The following is an 18,712-nucleotide window of genomic DNA, read 5'->3' on the forward strand; positions in this document are numbered from 1 at the left end:
ATGACGCCCGATCAAGACTTCCTGCGCCAGGAGATGTGCCGCGTCGGGCGCTCGCTGTTCGAGCGCGGCTACGTCCACGCCAGCGCCGGCAACATCAGCGTGCGGCTGGACGATGAACAAGGCGGCGGCTTCCTGATCACCCCCACCGACGTCTGCCTGGGCTTTCTCGAGCCCGAACGCATCGCCTGGGTGGATGCCGCCGGCGAGCAGCAAAGCGGCGACCGTGCCAGCAAGACGCTGGCGCTGCACCGGCGCATCTACCAGGCCGAGCCCGAGGCGCGCTGCGTGATCCATACCCACTCCACCCACCTGGTGGCGCTGACGTTGCAAGGCGTGTGGAGCGAGGCCGACATCGTGCCGCCGATCACGCCGTACTTCGTGATGAAGGTGGGCCACGTGCCGCTGATTCCCTACCACCGCCCCGGCGACCCCGAGGCGGCCGAACGGGTGGCGGAAACCATCGCCGCGGCGCGCCGGCGCGGCGTGCCGATCCGGGCGGTGATGCTGGAGCGGCTCGGCCCCAACGTCTGGCACGACAGCCCGGCCAACGCCATGGCCACGCTGGAGGAACTGGAAGAAACCGCCCGGCTGTGGCTGACCGTTCAGCCCCGTCCGGCGCCCCTGAGCGAACAACAGATCGAAGAATTACGGCGCACCTTCGCGGCGCGCTGGTAGTACGGCTGGGAGACCAGTCACGCTGCACCCTGGCCCGTTCCAGGTAATGACAGTGCGTCGCCAATAAAAACAACACGGTAGCGCACATTAACTACAGTAGAGGAGACATTACCATGAGCAGTATTGCCCAGCAGCAAACCGGCACGGCCACCATGAGTCGTGAAGACAGTGTATTCAGCAAGGTATCGTGGCGCATCGTGCCACTGATCATCCTCTGTTACGTGGTTTCCTATCTCGACCGCGTCAACGTCGGCTTCGCCAAGCTGCAGATGTCGCAACAGCTCGGCTTCAGCGAAACCATGTTCGGCCTCGGCGCCGGCATCTTCTTCCTCGGCTACTTCCTGTTCGAAGTGCCGAGTAACCTCGCCCTGAGCCGCTTCGGCGCCAAGGTCTGGATCGCCCGCATCATGATCACCTGGGGCCTGGTCTCGGCAGGTTTCGCCTTCGTCAACACGCCCACCGCGTTTTACGTGATGCGCTTTTTGCTGGGGTTGGCCGAAGCCGGCTTCTATCCCGGCATCATCCTCTACCTCACCTACTGGTACCCGTCGCACCGGCGCGCCAAGATCGTGGCGATGTTCATGTCGGCGATCCCGGTCTCCGGCATTTTCGGCAACCCGCTCTCCGGCTTCATCATGGATGCCTTCGGCGGCGTGGGCGGCTGGGCCGGCTGGCAGTGGATGTTCGTGATCGAAGCGGTACCGGCGGTGCTGGTGGGCCTGGTGGTGCTGTACTACCTCGACGACTCCGTGGCCAAGGCCAAGTGGCTGAGCGAGGAAGAGAAGAGCGTGGTGGCCCAGGCCATCGCCGAAGACACCAAGCACAAGGACCACAGCGCCCACGCCCTGAGCGCGTTCAAAGACGCCCGGGTGTGGTTCATGAGCCTGATCTACTTCTGCTTCGTGATGGGTCAATACGGCCTGACCTTCTGGATGCCCACCTTCATCAAATCGACCGGGGTGACCAGCAACCTGTCCATCGGCGTGCTGAGCGCCATCCCCTTCCTCTCCGCGATCATTGCCATGAACGGCTTCGGCCGCAGCGCGGATGCCCGCCGCGAGCGCCGCTGGCACCTGGTGATCCCCGCCATGATGGGCACCGTCGGCTTCGTCGTCGCGGCGTCGTTTACCCAGAACACCGCCGTGTCCCTGGTGTTCCTGTCGCTGGCCGCGGCCGGAGTGCTGACCTGCGCCCCGCTGTTCTGGTCCCTGCCGACCGCCTTCCTCGGCGGCACGGCCGCCGCCGCCGGCATCGCGGTGATCAACTCGGTCGGCAACCTCGCCGGTTTCGTCAGCCCCTACCTGATCGGTACACTCAAGGACATGACGGGCAGCACCGCCGCCGGCATGTACGTGCTCGCCGGCAGCCTGGTGGTGGGCGCCATCGCGGTATTGCGCACGCCGGCCAAGCTGGTTAACCGCTAAACCTGTTGTCAACACGGCGATAGAGACCCGATTCGACGCTGCGTTCCGGGCGCCTGGTCTGTGGTCTCTTCGCTGTCGCCATCCAGGTTACCCATTGCTTGACCATTCATTAGCAGAAGCAAAGAGATCACCATGCCGCAATTTGCCGCCAACCTGACCATGATGTACACGGAACACGACTTCCTCGACCGCTTCGCCGCGGCCGCCCAAGACGGGTTCCGCGCCGTGGAGTACCTGTTTCCCTACGACTACCCGGCAGCCGACATCGCCGCCCGCCTCGCCGCCCACGGCCTGACCCAGGCGCTGTTCAACCTGCCGCCGGGCGACTGGGCCGCGGGCGAGCGCGGCATCGCCGCCCTGCCGGGACGCGAGGAGGAATTTGCCGCCTCGGTGGAGCGTGCCCTCGCCTACGCCGCGGCCACCGGCTGCCGCCGCCTGCACGCCATGGCGGGACTGGTGCCACAAGGCGCCGACCTCGCCGCCCTGCGCGCCACCTTCGTCGCCAACCTGCGCCACGCCGCCCGCCGCTGCGCTGAGCACGGCATCACCTTGCTGATCGAGCCGATCAACCAGCGCGACATGCCGGGCTACTTCCTCAGCCACCAGAAGCAGGCGCACGACATCGTGGCCGAGGTGGGCGAGCCCAACCTGAAAGTGCAGATGGACTGGTACCACTGCCAGATCATGGAGGGCGACATCGCCATGCGCCTGCGCCGCCACCTGGCCGGTATCGGCCACGTGCAGATCGCCGGCGTGCCGGAGCGCCACGAGCCGGACAGCGGGGAGCTGAACTACCCCTACCTGTTCGCGCTGCTCGACGAGCTGGGTTACGACGGCTACATCGGCTGCGAATACCGCCCGCGCAACGGCACTTCCGCCGGACTCACCTGGTTCCAGCCGTACAAGGAGGCCCAACAATGAAGCTCTTGATTACCGGCGGCGCCGGTTTCATCGGCGCGCGGCTGGCACGCACCCTGCTCGCCCGTGGCGAATTGGCCGGACGCGCCATCGAACGGCTGGTGCTGGCCGACCCGGTGGCCGCACCCGACGACCTGCGCGCCGACCCGCGCGTGCAAGTGCGCGTCGGCACCGTGCTCGAGTTGGCCGAACAGCTCAACGGCGAGCGTTTCGACGGCGTGTTCCACCTCGCCTCGGCGGTGTCGTCCGAATGCGAGGCCGACTTCGAGCTCGGCCTGCGCTCCAACCTCGACAGCACGCGCGCCCTGCTCGACGCTTTGCGCGCCGCTGGCAACGCCCCGCGCCTGGTGTTCTCCAGCTCGGTGGCGGTGTTCGGCAGCGACCCGGCGCTGCCGCTGCCGGCGGTGGTGCGCGACGACACCCTGCCCACGCCGCAGTCGTCCTACGGCGTGCAGAAGTTCATCTGCGAGCAGCTAGTGGCCGACTACACCCGCAAGGGCTTCATCGACGGCCGCGTGGCGCGGCTGATGACGGTCTCGGTGCGGCCAGCCGCCCCAACGGCGCCGCGTCGAGCTTCCTCTCCGGCATCATCCGCGAACCCCTGGCGGGACAGGAAGCGGTCTGCCCGGTATCGCCCGACACCGAGGTGGCGCTGGCCTCGCCGGCCAACACCATCGCCGGGCTGATCGCGGTATTCGAAGCCAGCCGCGAGGCCTTCGGCGGCCGCACCGCGCTCAACCTGCCGGCCCTCACGGTGCGCGTGCAGGACATGCTCGACGCACTGGAAAGCGTCGGCGGCAACCAGGCGCGCTCCCTCGTGCGCTTCGTCCCGGACGACACCATCGCCCGCATCGTCGGCAGCTGGCCGGCGCGCTTCGAGTCGCCGCGCGGGGAACGCCTGGGGCTCAAGGCCGACTCCGATTTCCGCAGCATCGTCGAACAGTACCGCGGCGATTTCCCGCTGCCGTTCGGCCTGCCTGACCCGTTCCCGATCATCTATTTTTCTTTTCCGCATGCCGGCCTGGCCCAAGCCGACTCAACGTTGGCCGAAGCCGTGCCGCGGCGGCACGGCGGCAGCGTCAAGCCGGACCATGCCGCGGCGCTGTTCGCCATGGAGGATAGCGATGGGGGATTTGATCGGGAGCGCCGCGCCCGAGGCGAAGTCGGTGCGGTCGATTTGCCGGGCCGTGCCTTGAGCACGGTCGATACGACCGTCTCGGCCGTCTGCGGAAAGGGGGATGCGGCGGCGGGGTGAGGCGGCCCGCCGCATCTATCTGAACGTCAGCGCATGCGCAGCGTTTGCGCCAGCTTTTCGCCTTCCTGGTCCCAGAACGCCGGGTCGGCAGCGCGGATACGGCGAATCGCGTTATCCATATGGGAGGCGGCGGCCTTGCGCGCGCGCGCCGGGTCGCCTTGTTCGATGGCGCTGACGATGGCGTTGTGCTCGTCCTGCACTTCCTTGAAGAAATCCTCGCGGCGCGCTTCGTTGGCCCGCGTCACCTGGGTGGCGCCGCGCAGGTACTGCGACAGGTAATCCAGCGTCGAAATCAGGAACGGGTTACCGGCGGCCGCGGCGATGCTGCGGTGAAAGTTCACGTCTTCCTCCACCCCGTCGCGACCGCTTTGCGCCGCCTCGGCCAATGCGGCCACGGCCGCGCGGATCGCCGCCAGATCCTGCTCGCTGCGACGCGCCGCCGCCAGGCCGGCAGCCTCGGCTTCCAGCACGCGCCGCACCTCGGCCATCTGCACCACGGCCTCCATCGAAGCAGTATGCGCCGCATCGAACGAGAGCGGACGAATCCCCGGCTCCTGCACCAGCACCCCATAGCCTTGGCGCGAAATGACCAGACCCAGCGACTTCAACTGGGACACCGCTTCGCGAATCACGGTGCGGCTCACCTTGAATTGATCGACCAGCTGGGCTTCGGACGGCAGCTTGTCGCCCGGCTGCAAGGCGCCCGAATGGATACCCTCGGCCAGTGCCTCAGCCACTTGCTCGGACAAACGCGCGCCGGCGTGGACGGGTTGAAACTCAAGGGCCACAACATGCCTTTCAGTTGTATGAGGAGATGATAAGAAGATAGCACTGTCAGTGGCGGCGCGTGGGGTAAAATTGGCGACACCCCAAGCCACCCCGCCCCTGTCCGGCACGCGCAGCCAGGGCATCCCCGCGGCATCCGAGAGACGCGCCACGCCGGAAAAGCAAAAAGCCCGCATTCAGCGGGCTTTTTTGAATTCTGGCGGAGAGGGGGGATTCGAACCCCCGTTAGGGTATTACCCTAAACACGCTTTCCAGGCGTGCGACTTAAACCACTCATCCACCTCTCCAGAACTACTCTGATGTCGTCGTCGTTTGCGTTTCGTCGTCAGAGGCTGCGCAGTATATAAGCCCTTTTTACGACTGGCAAGCTTTTTTATATGCAATATGCTGCTCCAGTTCGCCAAGATATGCCGCCACCGCCTGCCTCTCCTGCTTGAGCCAGCGCCAAATCGCTGATCGGAAAGGAGAATCCCCCAGCCAGTGCGCCGAATGCGTCAACACCGGCTCGAAACCGCGGGCCAGCTTGTGTTCGCCTTGCGCCCCGCCCTCGAATACCGAGAGTCCATGGCGGATGCAGTACGCGATGCCCTGGTAGTAGCACAGCTCGAAATGCAGGCAGGAAATATCCTCCAGCGCGCCCCAGTAACGGCCGTACAGTTGGTGTCGATCCTTCAGGCACAAGCTGGCGGCCACCGGCTCGCCAGCCCGCTGTGCCAGAAACAGCACCAGGTGGTCGGCTAGGCGTTCGCCGATCAGACGGAAAAACACCAGATCGAGGTAGGGAGTGGAACGGTGCTCGCGATAGGTCTGGCAGTAGCAGGTATGAAAGAATGCCCAATCATCATCGGTGATCTGACGGCCTTCCTTGACGATCACCTCGACCCCTTGTTCGGCAACGCGGCGCCGCTCCTGGCGGATCTTCTTGCGCTTGTCGCGGCTGAGTGCGTCGAGAAAATCGCTGAAGTCGCGGTAGCCGTGGTTTTGCCAGTGGAACTGCACGCCGTGCCGCTCCAGCCAGCCGGCCTCTGCCAGCATGGCCATTTCTTCCGGAGCCGGGTACAACACATGCGCCGACGATAGCCCGAGCTGGCGGACCTGGCGCGGCAGTTCGGCGATCAGCATGGCCCGGGCCGCCGGCAGGCCGAGGAAGCGCGGCCCGCCGACCGGCGTGAACGGTATCGCCAGCAGCAACTTGGGGTAGTAGGCCAGCCCGGCGCGCTGGTAGGCCTCGGCCCAGGCCCAGTCGAACACGTATTCGCCATACGAGTGTGTCTTGAGATAGGCCGGCGCGACCGCCCTCAGCGCCTCGCCCTCGCGCCACGCCAGATGATGCGGCTGCCAGCCGGTGGCCGCACTCACCGCCCCGCTCTGCTCCAGCGCGGCGAGCCAGCCGTGGGCGAGAAAGGGCTGGTCGTCGGCGCGCAGCGCGTTCCACTGCTCCGCCGGCAGCCCGGCCAGGCCATTCAGCGACGCTATCGTCACTCCCGCTCCTTTCAGGAAATCGTGCCGCGCTTCAGGTAGAATCGGCCTTATTGTTGATAAACCGACGTAGCCACCAAAGATGCGTATCGCGCTCGCCCAGTTCAATCCCGTTGTCGGCGACATCGCCGGCAATACCCGCAAGATTCTCGACCTCGCCCGCCAAGCCATGGCCCAGGGTGCCGACGTGCTGGTCACGCCGGAGCTGGCGCTCACCGGCTACAGCCCGGAAGACCTGCTGCTGCGCGACCACTTCTACCGCGAGTGCAGCAAGGCGCTGGATGAACTCTTGGAGCTGGACGGTATCACGCTGGTGGTGGGCCACCCGGTCAAGCTCGGCAACGAGCGCTTCAACGCCGCCACGGTGATGCGTGACGGCAACCGTCTCGGTCAGTACCACAAGATGCTGCTGCCCAACAACGAAGTGTTCGACGAGTGCCGTTACTTTACTCCCGGCGGCGCACCGCTGGTATTCCAGCAGGACGGCGTCAACGTCGGCGTGTTGATCTGCGAGGATGTCTGGTCGCTGGATCCCGCCGCCGAAGCCGCCGATGCCGGCGCCGACGTGGTGGTGGTGCTCAACGCCTCGCCGTTCCACCGCAACAAGATCGAAACCCGCCACGAGACGGTGCGCTACCGCGTCGAGGAGACCGGCCTGCCGTTCGCCTACGTCAACCTCACCGGCGGCCAGGACGAACTGGTCTTCGACGGCGCCTCGTTCGCGCTCAACAAGGCCGGCGAAGTGGTGGCGCAAGCCGCCGCCTACGACGATGAACTGCTAATCGTGCAGATGGCCGACGGCGACCTGCAGCCGGCCGGCAAGGCCGCGCTGCCCTGCCCGCTGGAGAGCGTGTACAAAACGCTGGTGATCGGCGTGCGCGACTACATCGGCAAGAACGGCTTCCCCGGCGTGCTGCTCGGCCTCTCCGGCGGCATCGATTCGGCGCTGACGCTGGCCATCGCCTACGACGCGCTGGGCGCCGACAAGGTGCACGCGGTGATGATGCCGAGCCGCTACACCGCCGACATTTCGGTGGACGACTCGCGCGACATGGTGGAGCGGCTCGGCGTGAAGTACGAGGAAATCGCCATCTGGCCGATGTACGAGAGTTTCATGGCGGCGCTGGCACCGTCGTTCGAAGGGTTGGCCGAAGACACCACCGAGGAAAACCTGCAGGCGCGTATCCGCGGCACGCTGTTGATGGCGCTCTCGAACAAGACCGGCAAGCTGGTGCTGACCACCGGCAACAAGTCCGAGATGACCACCGGCTACTGCACGCTGTACGGCGACATGGCCGGCGGCTTCGCGGTGCTGAAGGACGTCGCCAAGACCCTGGTCTACCAACTCTGCCACTGGCGCAACGCCCAGAGCGAGATCATTCCGTTAAGAATCATTACCCGACCGCCCTCGGCGGAACTGCGCCCGGACCAGAAAGACCAAGATAGTCTGCCGCCCTACGATGTGCTCGACGCCATCATGGCGCGCTACGTGGAAGAGAACCTGTCCGCTGCCGAAATCATCGCCGAGGGCTTTGCCGAGGCCGACGTGCGGCGCGTGGTTCGCCTTCTCAAGATCAACGAGTACAAGCGCCGCCAGGCCCCGGTCGGTCCGCGCGTCACCCACCGCGGTTTCGGCAAGGACTGGCGCTACCCGATCACCAACCGCTTCAGCTGAGCACTGATGAATAAATCGGCGACGTATCCCCTCCCCGGTCCGGCCAGGCTCGCCGTGCCACGGCTACGGCGGTGCGGCGCGAACCGGCCAGGGGACGTCCGTGACGATTTATTCCTTGAGCCCCAAACGGCTGAGGCGTAGAAAAGGATTCCATGAAGAAGCTCTTACCGATCATCCTCGCCGCTGCGTTCGCCCTGCCCGCCCACGCCGCCGCCATCGCCCAGCTGAAGGCCTTCGTCGCCGGCAGCAAGACGCTGTCGGCCAGCTTCTCGCAGGTGGTCAGCGCCAAGGGCAAGCGCGAAGAGGCCAGCGGCCAGCTGGAAATCTCGCGTCCCGGCAAGTTCCGCTGGGAATACGCCAAGCCCTACGAACAGCTCATCGTCGGCGACAGCAAGCGGCTGTGGATCTACGACAAGGAACTGGCCCAGGTCACCAGCAAGTCGCTGGACGCCGCGCTGGGCTCCAGCCCGGCCGCGCTGCTGGCCGGCAGCAACGCCATCGAGCGTGACTATCACCTGAAGGAAGCCGGCAGCCAGGATGGCATCGAATGGCTCAGCGCCGCGCCGAAGAAGAGCGAGAACACCTTCCAGTCGATCCGCATGGGCTTTCGCGCCAACACGCTGGTTACCATGGAACTGCACGACAGCTTCGGCAACACCACGCTGATCCGCTTCGCAGACATGAAAAAGAACCCGGTGCTGGCGCCATCGCGCTTCACCTTCACCCCGCCCAAGGGCGTGGACGTGATTTCGGACTGAGACCGTGACCGACCTGTTTGCCCGCGAACCAAAAAAACCGTTGGCCGAAGCGCTGCGCCCCACCTCGCTCGACGAGGTCATCGGCCAGCCGCACCTGATCGGCCCGGGCAAGCCGCTGCGCCTGGCGGTGGAGTCGAAAACCCCGCACTCGATGATCCTGTGGGGCCCGCCCGGCGTCGGCAAGACCACGCTGGCACGCATCCTGGCGCACAGCTTCGACGCCGAGTTCATCCCGCTGTCGGCGGTGTTCTCCGGCGTCAAGGACATCCGCGAGGCAGTCGACCGAGCGCAGGCGGTGCTGCAGCGTGACGGTCGCCACACCATCCTGTTCGTCGACGAAGTGCACCGCTTCAACAAGAGCCAGCAGGACGCCTTCCTGCCCTACGTCGAATCGGGCCTTCTGACCTTCATCGGCGCCACCACCGAGAACCCCTCGTTCGAGGTCAACTCGGCATTGCTGTCGCGCGCTCAGGTGTACGTGCTCAATGCCCTCACCGACGATGACTTCAAGGCGCTGTTCGCGCGCGCCGTCGCCAGCGGCGCCCTGCCCGGCCTGACCTTCGACGACAGCGCCCTGGCGACGCTGAGCGGCTACGCCGACGGCGACGCCCGCCGCTTCCTCAACCTGCTGGAGCAGACCCGCACCGCCGCCGGCGCCCGCCACGTCGAGTACATCGACGCCGACTTCCTGGCCGAAGTGCTCACCGTCAACGCGCGCCGCTTCGACAAGGGCGGCGACGCCTTCTACGACCAGATCTCGGCGCTGCACAAGTCGGTGCGCGGCTCCAATCCGGACGGGGCGCTGTACTGGCTGACGCGCATGCTCGACGGCGGCGCCGACCCGCGCTACCTGGCGCGCCGCCTGGTGCGCATGGCCTGGGAGGACATCGGGCTGGCCGATCCGCGCGCCGCGCGCATCGCGCTCGACGCCGCCGACACCTATGAACGGCTCGGCAGCCCCGAAGGCGAACTGGCGCTGGCCCAGGCCGCGATCTACCTCGCCGTGGCCCCCAAGAGCAACGCCGGCTACAAGGCGTATAATGAGGCGCGCGCCTTCATCCGCCAGGACATCTCGCGCCCGGTGCCGGTGCACCTGCGCAACGCGCCGACCAGGTTGATGAAGGAGCTGGGATACGGGCACGCCTACCGCTACGCCCATGACGAACCGCACGCCTACGCCGCCGGTGAAACCTACCTGCCGGAGGGGATCGAAGACAGCCGCTGGTACGAGCCGGTGGAACGCGGGCTGGAAGGCAAGATTCAGGAAAAACTGCGGTTTCTCAGGCAACTGGATGAAGAAACAAAAGCACCATCACGATCATGACGGGCACAAGGTCAGGTTGGAGCACTTCGCCGCCAAGCGGCTGATCGCTGTGCTCAACCGCCTGTCGCGCCCCGGCCATTACCTGCTCGGCCCGCACCGCGAATCTCCCGACTTCTCCATTCTGCGCCGGCAGAACGGCGAGCCTGCGCAAAAAATCGGTCTGGAAGTGACGCACATCTATGGCAGCACCCACGATGCTGCCATAATCAACGGTTGGCACAAGGATAAGACGGCCGTGCTGCTCGCCTTGCAGCAGCCGGCACTGATGAAAGAAATCTTCCAGCAGCTCGACCGAGCCATCAAGGACAAGAATGACAAATTCGCCTCCTACACCGTCAAGCCCTGCTGGCTCTTGATCCGCAACGCCAACACGCGCGTCATGCACCGCGACTGGGAAAATTACTTACGCAACAAGGACTTCCAGGATAGTCCTTTTGAAAAGATCTGGCTCATCACCGACCGCCAGCTTCAGATCATCAACATCAAATAGACCAACACCATGCTAGACATTCAACTCCTTCGCAGCCAGCCGGAAACCGTCGCCGAGCGCCTGGCCGCCCGTGGCTACCAGTTGGACACCGACGCCTTCGGCCAACTCGAGAACGAGCGCAAAGCGCTGCAGACCCGCATGCAGGAACTGCAGGCCCGCCGCAACGCCACCTCCAAGCAGATCGGCGAAGCCAAGCGCAAAGGAGAAGACGTCTCCGCCATCATGGCCGAAGTGGCCACCCTGGGCGACGAGCTGAAAGCCGCCGAAGCCGCCTTCGAAGCCGTGCAGCAGAAGCTGGAGCACTGGCTGATGACCATCCCCAACCTGCCGCACGCATCGGTGCCACAGGGCAAGGACGAAAGTGCCAACGTCGAAGTGCGCCGCGTCGGCGTACCGCGCTCGTTCGAGTTCGAAGCCAAGGACCACGTCGACGTCGGCAGCCCGCTGGGGCTCGACTTCGAAACCGGCGCCAAACTCTCCGGCGCCCGCTTCACCGTGCTGCGCGGCGAGATCGCCCAGCTGCACCGTGCCCTGGCGCAGTTCATGCTGAACACCCACACCAACCAGCACGGCTACACCGAGATGTACACCCCGTACATCGTCAACGACAGCGTGCTGTTCGGCACCGGCCAGCTGCCCAAGTTCGCCGAGGACATGTTCAAGGTGACGCGTGGCGGCGAGGAAGGCGCGGTCGACCAGTACCTGATCTCCACCTCGGAAATCACCCTGACCAACACCGTGCGCGAGAGCATCCTCAAGCTCGACGAACTGCCGGTCAAGATGACCGCACACTCGCCCTGCTTCCGTTCCGAGGCCGGTTCCTACGGCCGTGACACGCGCGGCATGATCCGCCAGCACCAGTTCGACAAGGTGGAAATGGTGCAGGTGGTGCACCCGGAGAAATCGTACGACGCGCTGGAAGAAATGGTCGGCCACGCCGAAGCCATCCTCAAGGCGTTGGAACTGCCCTATCGCGTGATCACGCTGTGTACCGGCGACATGGGCTTCGGCGCCGCCAAGACCTACGACCTGGAAGTCTGGCTGCCGGCACAAAACACCTACCGCGAGATCTCCAGCTGCTCCAACTGCGAAGCCTTCCAGGCGCGCCGCATGCAGGCCCGTTTCAAGGACGAGAACGGCAAGAACCAGCTGGTACACACCCTTAACGGCTCCGGCCTCGCCGTCGGCCGCACGCTGGTGGCAGTACTGGAAAACTACCAGAACGCCGATGGTTCCGTGACCGTTCCGACCGTACTGCGCCCCTATCTCGGCGGCAAAGAAAAAATCGGCGGCTGATCGACATCGCCATCAAGAACGCACCGGGATCGAGCATCCCGGTTTTTTATTTTTTGTCAGGATTAGATGGAGTTTGCTCTGCTCTGTTAAAGCCTTATACAGCAAGGGTTTCCTAGAAAGCCATCTTTGTCGGGGTTACACTGAAATTGTCAGGGTTACGGCTACAACGTAACCCCAGCCGTAACCCCGAGGAGGATGCCATGGAAACTAGGATCGTTTTCACCAAAGCGGCACTCACCAACCTGCCGGTGCCGGCAGCCGGTCAAAGGTTTACCTTTCACGACACCAAGCAACCCGGTTTGCAATTGCGGGTCACGCCCAACAACGTCAAGACTTTTGCTGTGTTTAAGCGGGTGGCCGGTGGGTCGCCTGAGCGGGTGTCCATTGGGCGGTTTCCAGAAGTGACGGTAGAGCAAGCGCGAGCCAAGGCGCGTGAAGTGGTCAACGCGCTGGCCACTGGCGTCAGCCTGAGCGCTGGCAAGCGTCAAGCCAAGGCGAAGGCGGCGGCAGTGCCGACGCTGGGCGACGCGGTGCGCGAGTATGTCGAGCGAGCCCGCCGTGCCGACGGCAAGCCGCTGAAACCGTCCACGCGGCACGATTACCTGAAGATGGTCACGCCCGGGGTCACCAAGAACACCGGGCGGAAGTGCAAGGACGGCATGTTGCTGAAGCTCGCCGAAATCCGCATCGATCAGATCAGCAGCGACGACATCCACCGCGTTTATGACGCCGCCGCTGCTCACGGCGAGCGCCAGCAGACGTATGCCATGCAGGTTCTAAGGGCGGTGCTGAATTTTTATGGCGTCACCGTGCTGGGGTCGCCTTTCAGCAAGGACACGCCGCGCCGTAACCGCATCAGCCTGCCACCGGCCCAGCCTGCGGATAAGTCCATCGAGCCGGAAGATATCGGCCGGTGGTGGCTGGCCTTGAGCGAAATGGAAGACACACCCACGGTGCGCTATCTGAAATTTTTGGCCTTGACTGGTTGCCGCCCATCCGAGCCGCTGGAAATCAAGGTTGAAAAAATCGATGCCGCGCATCGGTGCGTTGTTTTGCTCGATACGAAAACCAGAACGGATCATGTCCTCTATCTATCGAACCAAGCATGGGGAATCGTTGAGCGGCAAATGGCAAATAAATCCGCCGATGAAAGGCTGTTCAAGGCAGCCTACGATTTTTATGCTGTAGCCGAAATACGAGAAAAGTGCGGGGTGTATTTCAGCCGAAAAATGCTGCGGTCAACGTTCGCTTCGATTGCCGAGCCGCTGGTGTCCACTTATACGCTGAAAAAAATGATGAATCACCGGCAGGCGGGCGATATCACAGCACGGCATTATATAAGGAAGTCGGAACAGCAACTTCGCGCTGGGTGGCAAGCCGTCGCCGACTGGCTCGATCAGCAGGCCGAATTCGCCAAGGGCAACGTGATAACCCTCGACCGTTGTGCAAAATAACAACGCCCCCTAACCTTCCGTAATACACACCCCGCAATCCCCACCACAATTACCTCTAAGACAATGGACTGGACTAAAAGCCAGTCCATTTTGTTTTGTTCGGCATTTAGAAATCGAGTTTAAAAAACCGTGGCAACTGGGATTTGCGTTGCGGTGTTTTGTGGGGGTACGGTGATTACCGTGATAAGTGCCGGTGCGCTCACCGGTTTTGCCGGAGGAGTATGTATCATGGCTATTGCCAAAGTCGATTCTGCTTTTGAACGTCTAAGCAACGTTGAAGCAGCTCAGTATCTTGGAATTTCACCGCACACGCTCGATTCATGGCGGTGCAACAGACGGCCCTTTATCCCTTTCGTCAAAATTGGCCGCCTGGTGTTTTACCGGAAAGTCGATCTGGATAATTTTATCGAAGCCGGCGCGGTGGAAGGATAAGAAAATGACGAACCTTCACCCGGACCTTTTGGACGCCACGGTGGCGGACATGTTTTGCAAGCGGGACATCCAGACCAGTATCTGGCCGAAAAAGACGGAATTGATTCCGATGTCGGAACTGTTGGGGGACATCAAGCCGTATCACTGGCTGATTAACGGTTACTTGGTGGCGGACAGCTGGGCCATGATTCACGGCACGGCTGCCGTGGAAGCCGCACTCGACATGGCTGTCGCCATTTCCAGCGGCACACCTTGGCACGGACACCAAGCGGTTTTTACTGGCGTGTTGTATATCGCCGATCATCATTCGCGCACAAGTGCCTCGGCGCGGAAAGACCTTGCGTGCCGACGTTACGGTGACAGGCATTGCAACGCGTTCTTCGAAAGCGGTTATCTGGACAACACCACCGGAAAAAACATTCACAGATGGTGCGCCGAGAACTATCTCGTCATCGTTGAAATGCCGAAGGCGCGTAGCAACCCCGGTGTTTTTATGAATTATTTCAATTTGCTACGTGGTGACGCCTGTATTTTGTTGGTTGCGTCAAACGACTGGCACGTCGAGTGGCTGGAGGGTGAAGCGGACACGGTTTTTTCCGCGAACGTCGATAACGGTGAAATTCTGCTGGAGCCACTCAAGCAGCGCATGGCGAGAAAACCGGCGGCCGTCTGGATCAAATAAGGATACTGAGTCATGACACCAAATGGAAACGCCCAAGCCGGAGGGGACGGCGTTGGGCGCGAAAGGGCTTTGGTTACTCTGCAAGTTGATTATAGCACCATCCAAAAGGCGGTGCATAGTATCGCCGAGCGGCCCCTTTTTGCGCCTTTTAATCGGGTCTGGAATCCCAAACGAGGGAAGTTCGACAAAATTCCTATTCACGGTATATCCACCGCCAAACCCAGTCAATGGATGCCCTATGCCGAAGCCGTCGCCATGGCGCAGCAATTCAGTGCATTCGGTATCGGCTTGCTGTTCAACGGGTATACCGAAGATGGCGAGTTTATTCTAGCCGGACTTGATTTCGATGACGTGGACCGTGATAGTTTCAAGGTTCCCTTTTCTGGCTATAGCGAAACATCCCCATCGGGAAAGGGCATCCGACTATTTGCTTGGGTGCCTAAGACGTGGGCCGATAAGCATCGGGATACCGGAGATTTTGATTATCCCGACTGCGACCATGGCGAGTATTACCAAGGCACGTCAGCGCGATTCCTGACCCTGACCGGCAATGCCATAGACGACAGCCCGATTCCCCGCCTGACTACTAATGAGCTGGCCAAGCTGGAACCGCTGCTCAAAAAAGCCAAGGACAAAACACCGCTGGTGTTGCCGGAAGAAATCGGCGAGCCGTTCGATCTGGCATCTATCAAGCTGACGCCCAGCCAGTTCGCATTGGTGACAGGGGATACCGATATCGACCGCTCCCGCGAGGTTCAGAGTCTGCTGTCAACGCTTTTCGACCGCCACAACGTGGCACCAGATACTGCTCTAGTCACGCTGCTGAAAGTGCCAGCGCTACTGCGCTATTGCGAAGATCACCGCCACGGCGATCATGAGAAAGCCATTGAGTTCGCCAAGCGAGAAGTCGCCGAAGCCTACAGCGCCAGTCTGGCGGCAAGCTACGACCAGCTAAGCCGGTTCTACCCAGCGTGGGCAGACTGGCGGAGCGCCATGGCGGTCCCAAGTGATGAAGCGCCACCCCGCCCGCCTTCCATCCTTGTCGGGCCGGCGCTGGCTCGCTGCTCCGGGCTACTGGAGCCACCCAAGCGCCATGCGGCCATTATCGAGGGCTTGGTGTACGTCTGTAACGGCATGCTGGCCGCCCCCGGTGGCACCGGCAAGACCACGGTACAGCAATGGGAAGCCATTCATATCGCCTTGGGCCGTGATGTGTGGGGGCACAAGGTGCTGCGCCCCGGTGGCGCTCTGTTCCTGACCGCCGAAGATAGCCGTGAAGACTTCCTGTATCGCCTGTACTACCTCATGGCGGCCATGGGGTTGAGCCCCGAGGAACAGCGGCGAGTGATCGGGAGTACCTTTATCGAAGACGTGAGCGGGCGGGTCGCCCGGCTGGCCGAGCTGGACCGCTCAGGCAACATCGTGCCTACCTCACTGGTGGACGAGCTGTGCACACAGTACGCGGGTGAAGGGCTCGCCATGGTCTACGTCGATCCGCTGTCACATTTCGGTCCCGGCGAGCGCTTTGTCAACGACGCCGAATCCGCCCTGTGCCAAATAGCGCGGCGGTTGTCGGACGAATTGAACGCGCATGCGCGGCTGACGCATCATGTCGGCAAGGAAGTGGCGCGGAACGGCATTATCGATATGTACTGTGGCCGCAATGGCAGTGCGTTGGCAGACAACAGCCGAACCGTGATGCAGTTGTTCGCAGGGACTCACAAGGACTACCCCATGCCTGTTGCGGCCCTGCCGATGCTGCAATCAGGGCATCTTCCTTTACAGGTGCATTTCCACAAGGTCACTTACGCCGCCAAGCCGGCGCACCCGATATGGCTGATGCGGAAAGACTGGTCTTTCCGTGAGTTCGAGGGTGAGCCAGTCAACGAAACCAAAACGCGGGCCGCAGACTTGCAAAAGATTGTTGATTACTTGGAAGCCAACTTGGCGAGAGGAATCAAGAACTCACCGTCGTCGCTAGAGGATGATTCCAATGTAATTGGCTTGACGCAAAAGCGGATTCGCACGTTGGTCAAAGAGGCGGAGCAAACCGGTGAACTCGTGTTGATGGACCTCGAACCGGAAGAACGTAAGGGACGTCTTAAGCAGTATCTGGTGCCCGGCATGCGAACGGAATGAGCACGTTGACATAGGGGATTTACACAAGCCGGGAGGGGGTCTTATTAATCCGTCGCCCTATAGGGAAATGGGGACGACGGATTAGTCGTCCCCCCCATTTCCCTCTTTCCGTTGGTTTTCTAACGGAATAGCAACGGAATAGCAACGGAATGACGGAATAGATGCGGCTGTGCAGTTAGGAGCGTGATTATGAAGGCTGTGAAGATGGTGCATCCCTCGCAAGCGCGAACGATTTTAAACGAGAGCGACGCGCTTCGGTTGCGGCAAGCCGGCTGGGTTGAGCTGGCCGGTGTGAAAACTGTCAGCAAGAAAGCGGAATACTACCGCCAGTATCGCAAACGCTGTCGGGAGTTAGGGTTACGGCAGCTGGAAGTCTGGCTACCTGAAAAAGCATTTATTGCCTTGCAGGAATTGCAGCGACCCGGTGAAAACCAAGCGACAACGCTTATGCGTTTGTTGTGCGGTGATGCTGACTAGCCTTGTTCCCGACACACAATTTAGCCAGCCAAAATCAGCCGCCCCAAACGCCAAAAAACCGTTGTTCGGACTGTCCATCCCGACAATGGAAAGCCGCAAATCCTTGCCCAGCTTGGTTTTGCGGGTGGTGTTCCGCTGTGGGGTTACGCTGCGGGGCAACACTTGGGGCTGCAAAAGGAGATTTCATTGTGCAGACGAATATCGCCGGCTGTCTTGTAGCAACAGCCACGTCAACGGCCTGCCATGTTCCGGCGCTGGCAGTGCTTGTCGTGAACTGGTCGCCGCCCCGGCCACCGCTTCCATACGCCGATGAGCAGCGCTACAACGATTTCAAGGTCGCCGCGCTGCACGATGCCGCCAAACAACTTGGCGTCATGCCCATGCTGTGCGAACCGCCGTCACCGGGCCGCTGGTATCCCGCACGCGCACAGCGACGTGTCAGTGAACCCACCACACATGCCTCGACATAAAACGCAGCAGCGGGCGATTGTGAGCCGAATAGAGGCAATTCCGCTGTGCGGAACAACTAGGGGAAAGAACCATGCAAGTGACCCATCCATCTACGGCAGAACTGCCCAGCAAGCTGGCCGCGAGCCTGTCGCCAGCCTATGCCGCCCTGTGCAGTGACTTGTTCGACGAGTTGCAGCGCTACCGTGACGCAACGGCTGGCCGCGCCGCTGGTGCCGCCGACCGTAATACCTGTCAGGGCCGGCTCTTGCGTGACAAGATCGCTGCTGCCGCCGATCTGGTGCCGCTTCACCTCATTCCACGGCACCAGCGTGTCGCCGCTGTGGTGAACGTGTTGATGAGGTACAGCCCGGCCCATTTCGGCCTTGCTAGCATGCCTGACCCGAAGACATTGAGGCGAGTGGTCAAAGAAATTATCGACGGGAAATAGCCGTGCCGGAACCGGCAGCCCGCAATTACGGATAGGGCCATGGTCGAATCTCCATATCCACAGGAGAACGCACCATGGCCAAGACCGAACTCGCCTCCCTCGAAACCCGCATCAAGGTTCCGGCATTGTCCCGTCAGGGATTCAAGTTGAGGGAATATGCCAATTCCGACTTCAGGGTTATTGCGGCGCGGGGTGTAACCATCGAACGCCTGATGGACCCCGATTACTGGAGTCTGGTCGCCGCTGATCTGCATCCCTTCGATACCCTGCGTGTGATTGCCGAGGATCGCAGTTTCTACGCCGAGCTATTGGTCGTCGATTGCGGTCGCGGATATGCGGCGTGCGAATTGCTTCTGCACAAACCCCTAGCTCCATTGCTGACCATCACCGACCGACTTCCAGCCGGCCATGAATTGCGCTACGCCGGTCCCGAGAATCAGTGGCAGGCCATTCGGCTGTGTGATGGGGTGGTTATCGGGTCCGGCTTTTCCAGCCGTGAAGCCTGCCTCCAACATTTGCTCGACCACGCATCCCTCAACGGGTGAGTCAA

At 62.3% G+C, this 18,712-nt stretch carries 20 protein-coding genes and 1 tRNA gene; 18 read left to right on the forward strand and 3 right to left on the reverse strand.

What is annotated here, in order from left to right:
- From ABKF58_RS19285 to ABKF58_RS19305, 5 genes are all read left to right on the forward strand, one after another.
- On the forward strand, nt 1-675 hold the full coding sequence (locus ABKF58_RS19285; protein WP_482582830.1) for a class II aldolase/adducin family protein: 675 nt from the start codon (nt 1-3) through the stop codon (nt 673-675).
- A 113-nt stretch (nt 676-788) separates the two neighbouring features.
- Nucleotides 789-2,099 (forward strand): MFS transporter, encoded by a 1,311-nt coding sequence (locus tag ABKF58_RS19290; protein ID WP_482582832.1) that lies wholly within the window; start codon nt 789-791, stop codon nt 2,097-2,099.
- A 132-nt stretch (nt 2,100-2,231) separates the two neighbouring features.
- Nucleotides 2,232-3,020, forward strand: coding sequence for a 2-oxo-tetronate isomerase (gene otnI / locus ABKF58_RS19295; protein ID WP_482582833.1), 789 nt, complete (start codon nt 2,232-2,234; stop codon nt 3,018-3,020).
- A complete protein-coding gene (locus tag ABKF58_RS19300; RefSeq protein WP_482582835.1) occupies nt 3,017-3,703 on the forward strand; it encodes an NAD-dependent epimerase/dehydratase family protein in 687 nt (228 codons plus the stop codon). The genes otnI and ABKF58_RS19300 overlap by 4 nt, the downstream gene beginning before the upstream one ends.
- Nucleotides 3,664-4,272 (forward strand): hypothetical protein, encoded by a 609-nt coding sequence (locus ABKF58_RS19305; RefSeq protein ID WP_482582837.1) that lies wholly within the window; start codon nt 3,664-3,666, stop codon nt 4,270-4,272. Before ABKF58_RS19300 ends, ABKF58_RS19305 begins: the two co-directional genes overlap by 40 nt.
- A gap of 26 nt (nt 4,273-4,298) precedes the next feature.
- Here ABKF58_RS19305 and ABKF58_RS19310 read toward each other — a convergent pair whose 3' ends face one another.
- The 3 genes from ABKF58_RS19310 to ABKF58_RS19320 form a co-directional block, all read right to left on the reverse strand.
- On the reverse strand, nt 4,299-5,021 hold the full coding sequence (locus ABKF58_RS19310) for a FadR/GntR family transcriptional regulator (RefSeq protein WP_201441968.1): 723 nt from the start codon (nt 5,019-5,021) through the stop codon (nt 4,299-4,301).
- A 234-nt stretch (nt 5,022-5,255) separates the two neighbouring features.
- Nucleotides 5,256-5,345, reverse strand: a tRNA-Ser gene (locus ABKF58_RS19315).
- 67 nt (nt 5,346-5,412) lie between these two features.
- The gene (locus ABKF58_RS19320; RefSeq protein WP_482582838.1) at nt 5,413-6,540 is read right to left on the reverse strand and encodes a GNAT family N-acetyltransferase; all 1,128 of its coding nucleotides are present in this window, start codon (nt 6,538-6,540) and stop codon (nt 5,413-5,415) included.
- 79 nt (nt 6,541-6,619) lie between these two features.
- Here ABKF58_RS19320 and ABKF58_RS19325 point away from each other — a divergent pair, with 79 nt between their 5' ends.
- The 13 genes from ABKF58_RS19325 (at nt 6,620) to ABKF58_RS19385 (ending at nt 18,707) form a co-directional block, all read left to right on the forward strand.
- A complete protein-coding gene (locus ABKF58_RS19325; protein WP_482582839.1) occupies nt 6,620-8,212 on the forward strand; it encodes an NAD+ synthase in 1,593 nt (530 codons plus the stop codon).
- A gap of 152 nt (nt 8,213-8,364) precedes the next feature.
- Nucleotides 8,365-8,970 carry an outer membrane lipoprotein periplasmic chaperone LolA gene (gene lolA, locus ABKF58_RS19330; protein WP_294868059.1) on the forward strand — a complete coding sequence of 202 codons (606 nt, stop codon included), beginning with the start codon at nt 8,365-8,367 and terminating at the stop codon, nt 8,968-8,970.
- Between the two features lie 4 nt (nt 8,971-8,974).
- Entirely contained in the window at nt 8,975-10,294 is a 1,320-nt protein-coding gene (locus ABKF58_RS19335) for a replication-associated recombination protein A (protein WP_482582840.1), read from the forward strand.
- Nucleotides 10,263-10,784, forward strand: coding sequence for a hypothetical protein (locus tag ABKF58_RS19340; protein WP_008955554.1), 522 nt, complete (start codon nt 10,263-10,265; stop codon nt 10,782-10,784). The genes ABKF58_RS19335 and ABKF58_RS19340 overlap by 32 nt, the downstream gene beginning before the upstream one ends.
- Before the next feature lie 9 nt (nt 10,785-10,793).
- Nucleotides 10,794-12,080 carry a serine--tRNA ligase gene (gene serS, locus ABKF58_RS19345; protein WP_008955555.1) on the forward strand — a complete coding sequence of 429 codons (1,287 nt, stop codon included), beginning with the start codon at nt 10,794-10,796 and terminating at the stop codon, nt 12,078-12,080.
- Between the two features lie 200 nt (nt 12,081-12,280).
- Nucleotides 12,281-13,534 (forward strand): tyrosine-type recombinase/integrase, encoded by a 1,254-nt coding sequence (locus ABKF58_RS19350; protein ID WP_482582841.1) that lies wholly within the window; start codon nt 12,281-12,283, stop codon nt 13,532-13,534.
- A gap of 228 nt (nt 13,535-13,762) precedes the next feature.
- Nucleotides 13,763-13,966: a helix-turn-helix domain-containing protein gene (locus tag ABKF58_RS19355; RefSeq protein ID WP_482582842.1), complete on the forward strand. Its 204-nt coding sequence runs from the start codon at nt 13,763-13,765 to the stop codon at nt 13,964-13,966.
- Between the two features lie 4 nt (nt 13,967-13,970).
- Nucleotides 13,971-14,648, forward strand: a complete 678-nt coding sequence (locus ABKF58_RS19360) for an AAA family ATPase (protein WP_482582843.1) — start codon at nt 13,971-13,973, stop codon at nt 14,646-14,648.
- 12 nt (nt 14,649-14,660) lie between these two features.
- Entirely contained in the window at nt 14,661-16,787 is a 2,127-nt protein-coding gene (locus tag ABKF58_RS19365) for an AAA family ATPase (protein WP_482582844.1), read from the forward strand.
- A gap of 189 nt (nt 16,788-16,976) precedes the next feature.
- On the forward strand, nt 16,977-17,264 hold the full coding sequence (locus tag ABKF58_RS19370) for a hypothetical protein (protein ID WP_482582845.1): 288 nt from the start codon (nt 16,977-16,979) through the stop codon (nt 17,262-17,264).
- 188 nt (nt 17,265-17,452) lie between these two features.
- Complete coding sequence (locus tag ABKF58_RS19375) at nt 17,453-17,734, forward strand: hypothetical protein (RefSeq protein ID WP_482582846.1); 282 nt, start codon at nt 17,453-17,455, stop codon at nt 17,732-17,734.
- A 71-nt stretch (nt 17,735-17,805) separates the two neighbouring features.
- Nucleotides 17,806-18,162, forward strand: coding sequence for a hypothetical protein (locus ABKF58_RS19380; RefSeq protein ID WP_482582847.1), 357 nt, complete (start codon nt 17,806-17,808; stop codon nt 18,160-18,162).
- 74 nt (nt 18,163-18,236) lie between these two features.
- Nucleotides 18,237-18,707 carry a hypothetical protein gene (locus ABKF58_RS19385; protein ID WP_482582848.1) on the forward strand — a complete coding sequence of 157 codons (471 nt, stop codon included), beginning with the start codon at nt 18,237-18,239 and terminating at the stop codon, nt 18,705-18,707.
- Nucleotides 18,708-18,712: the final 5 nt, after the last annotated feature.

It is taken from the genome of Pseudogulbenkiania sp. AW2-16, assembly GCF_056824575.1.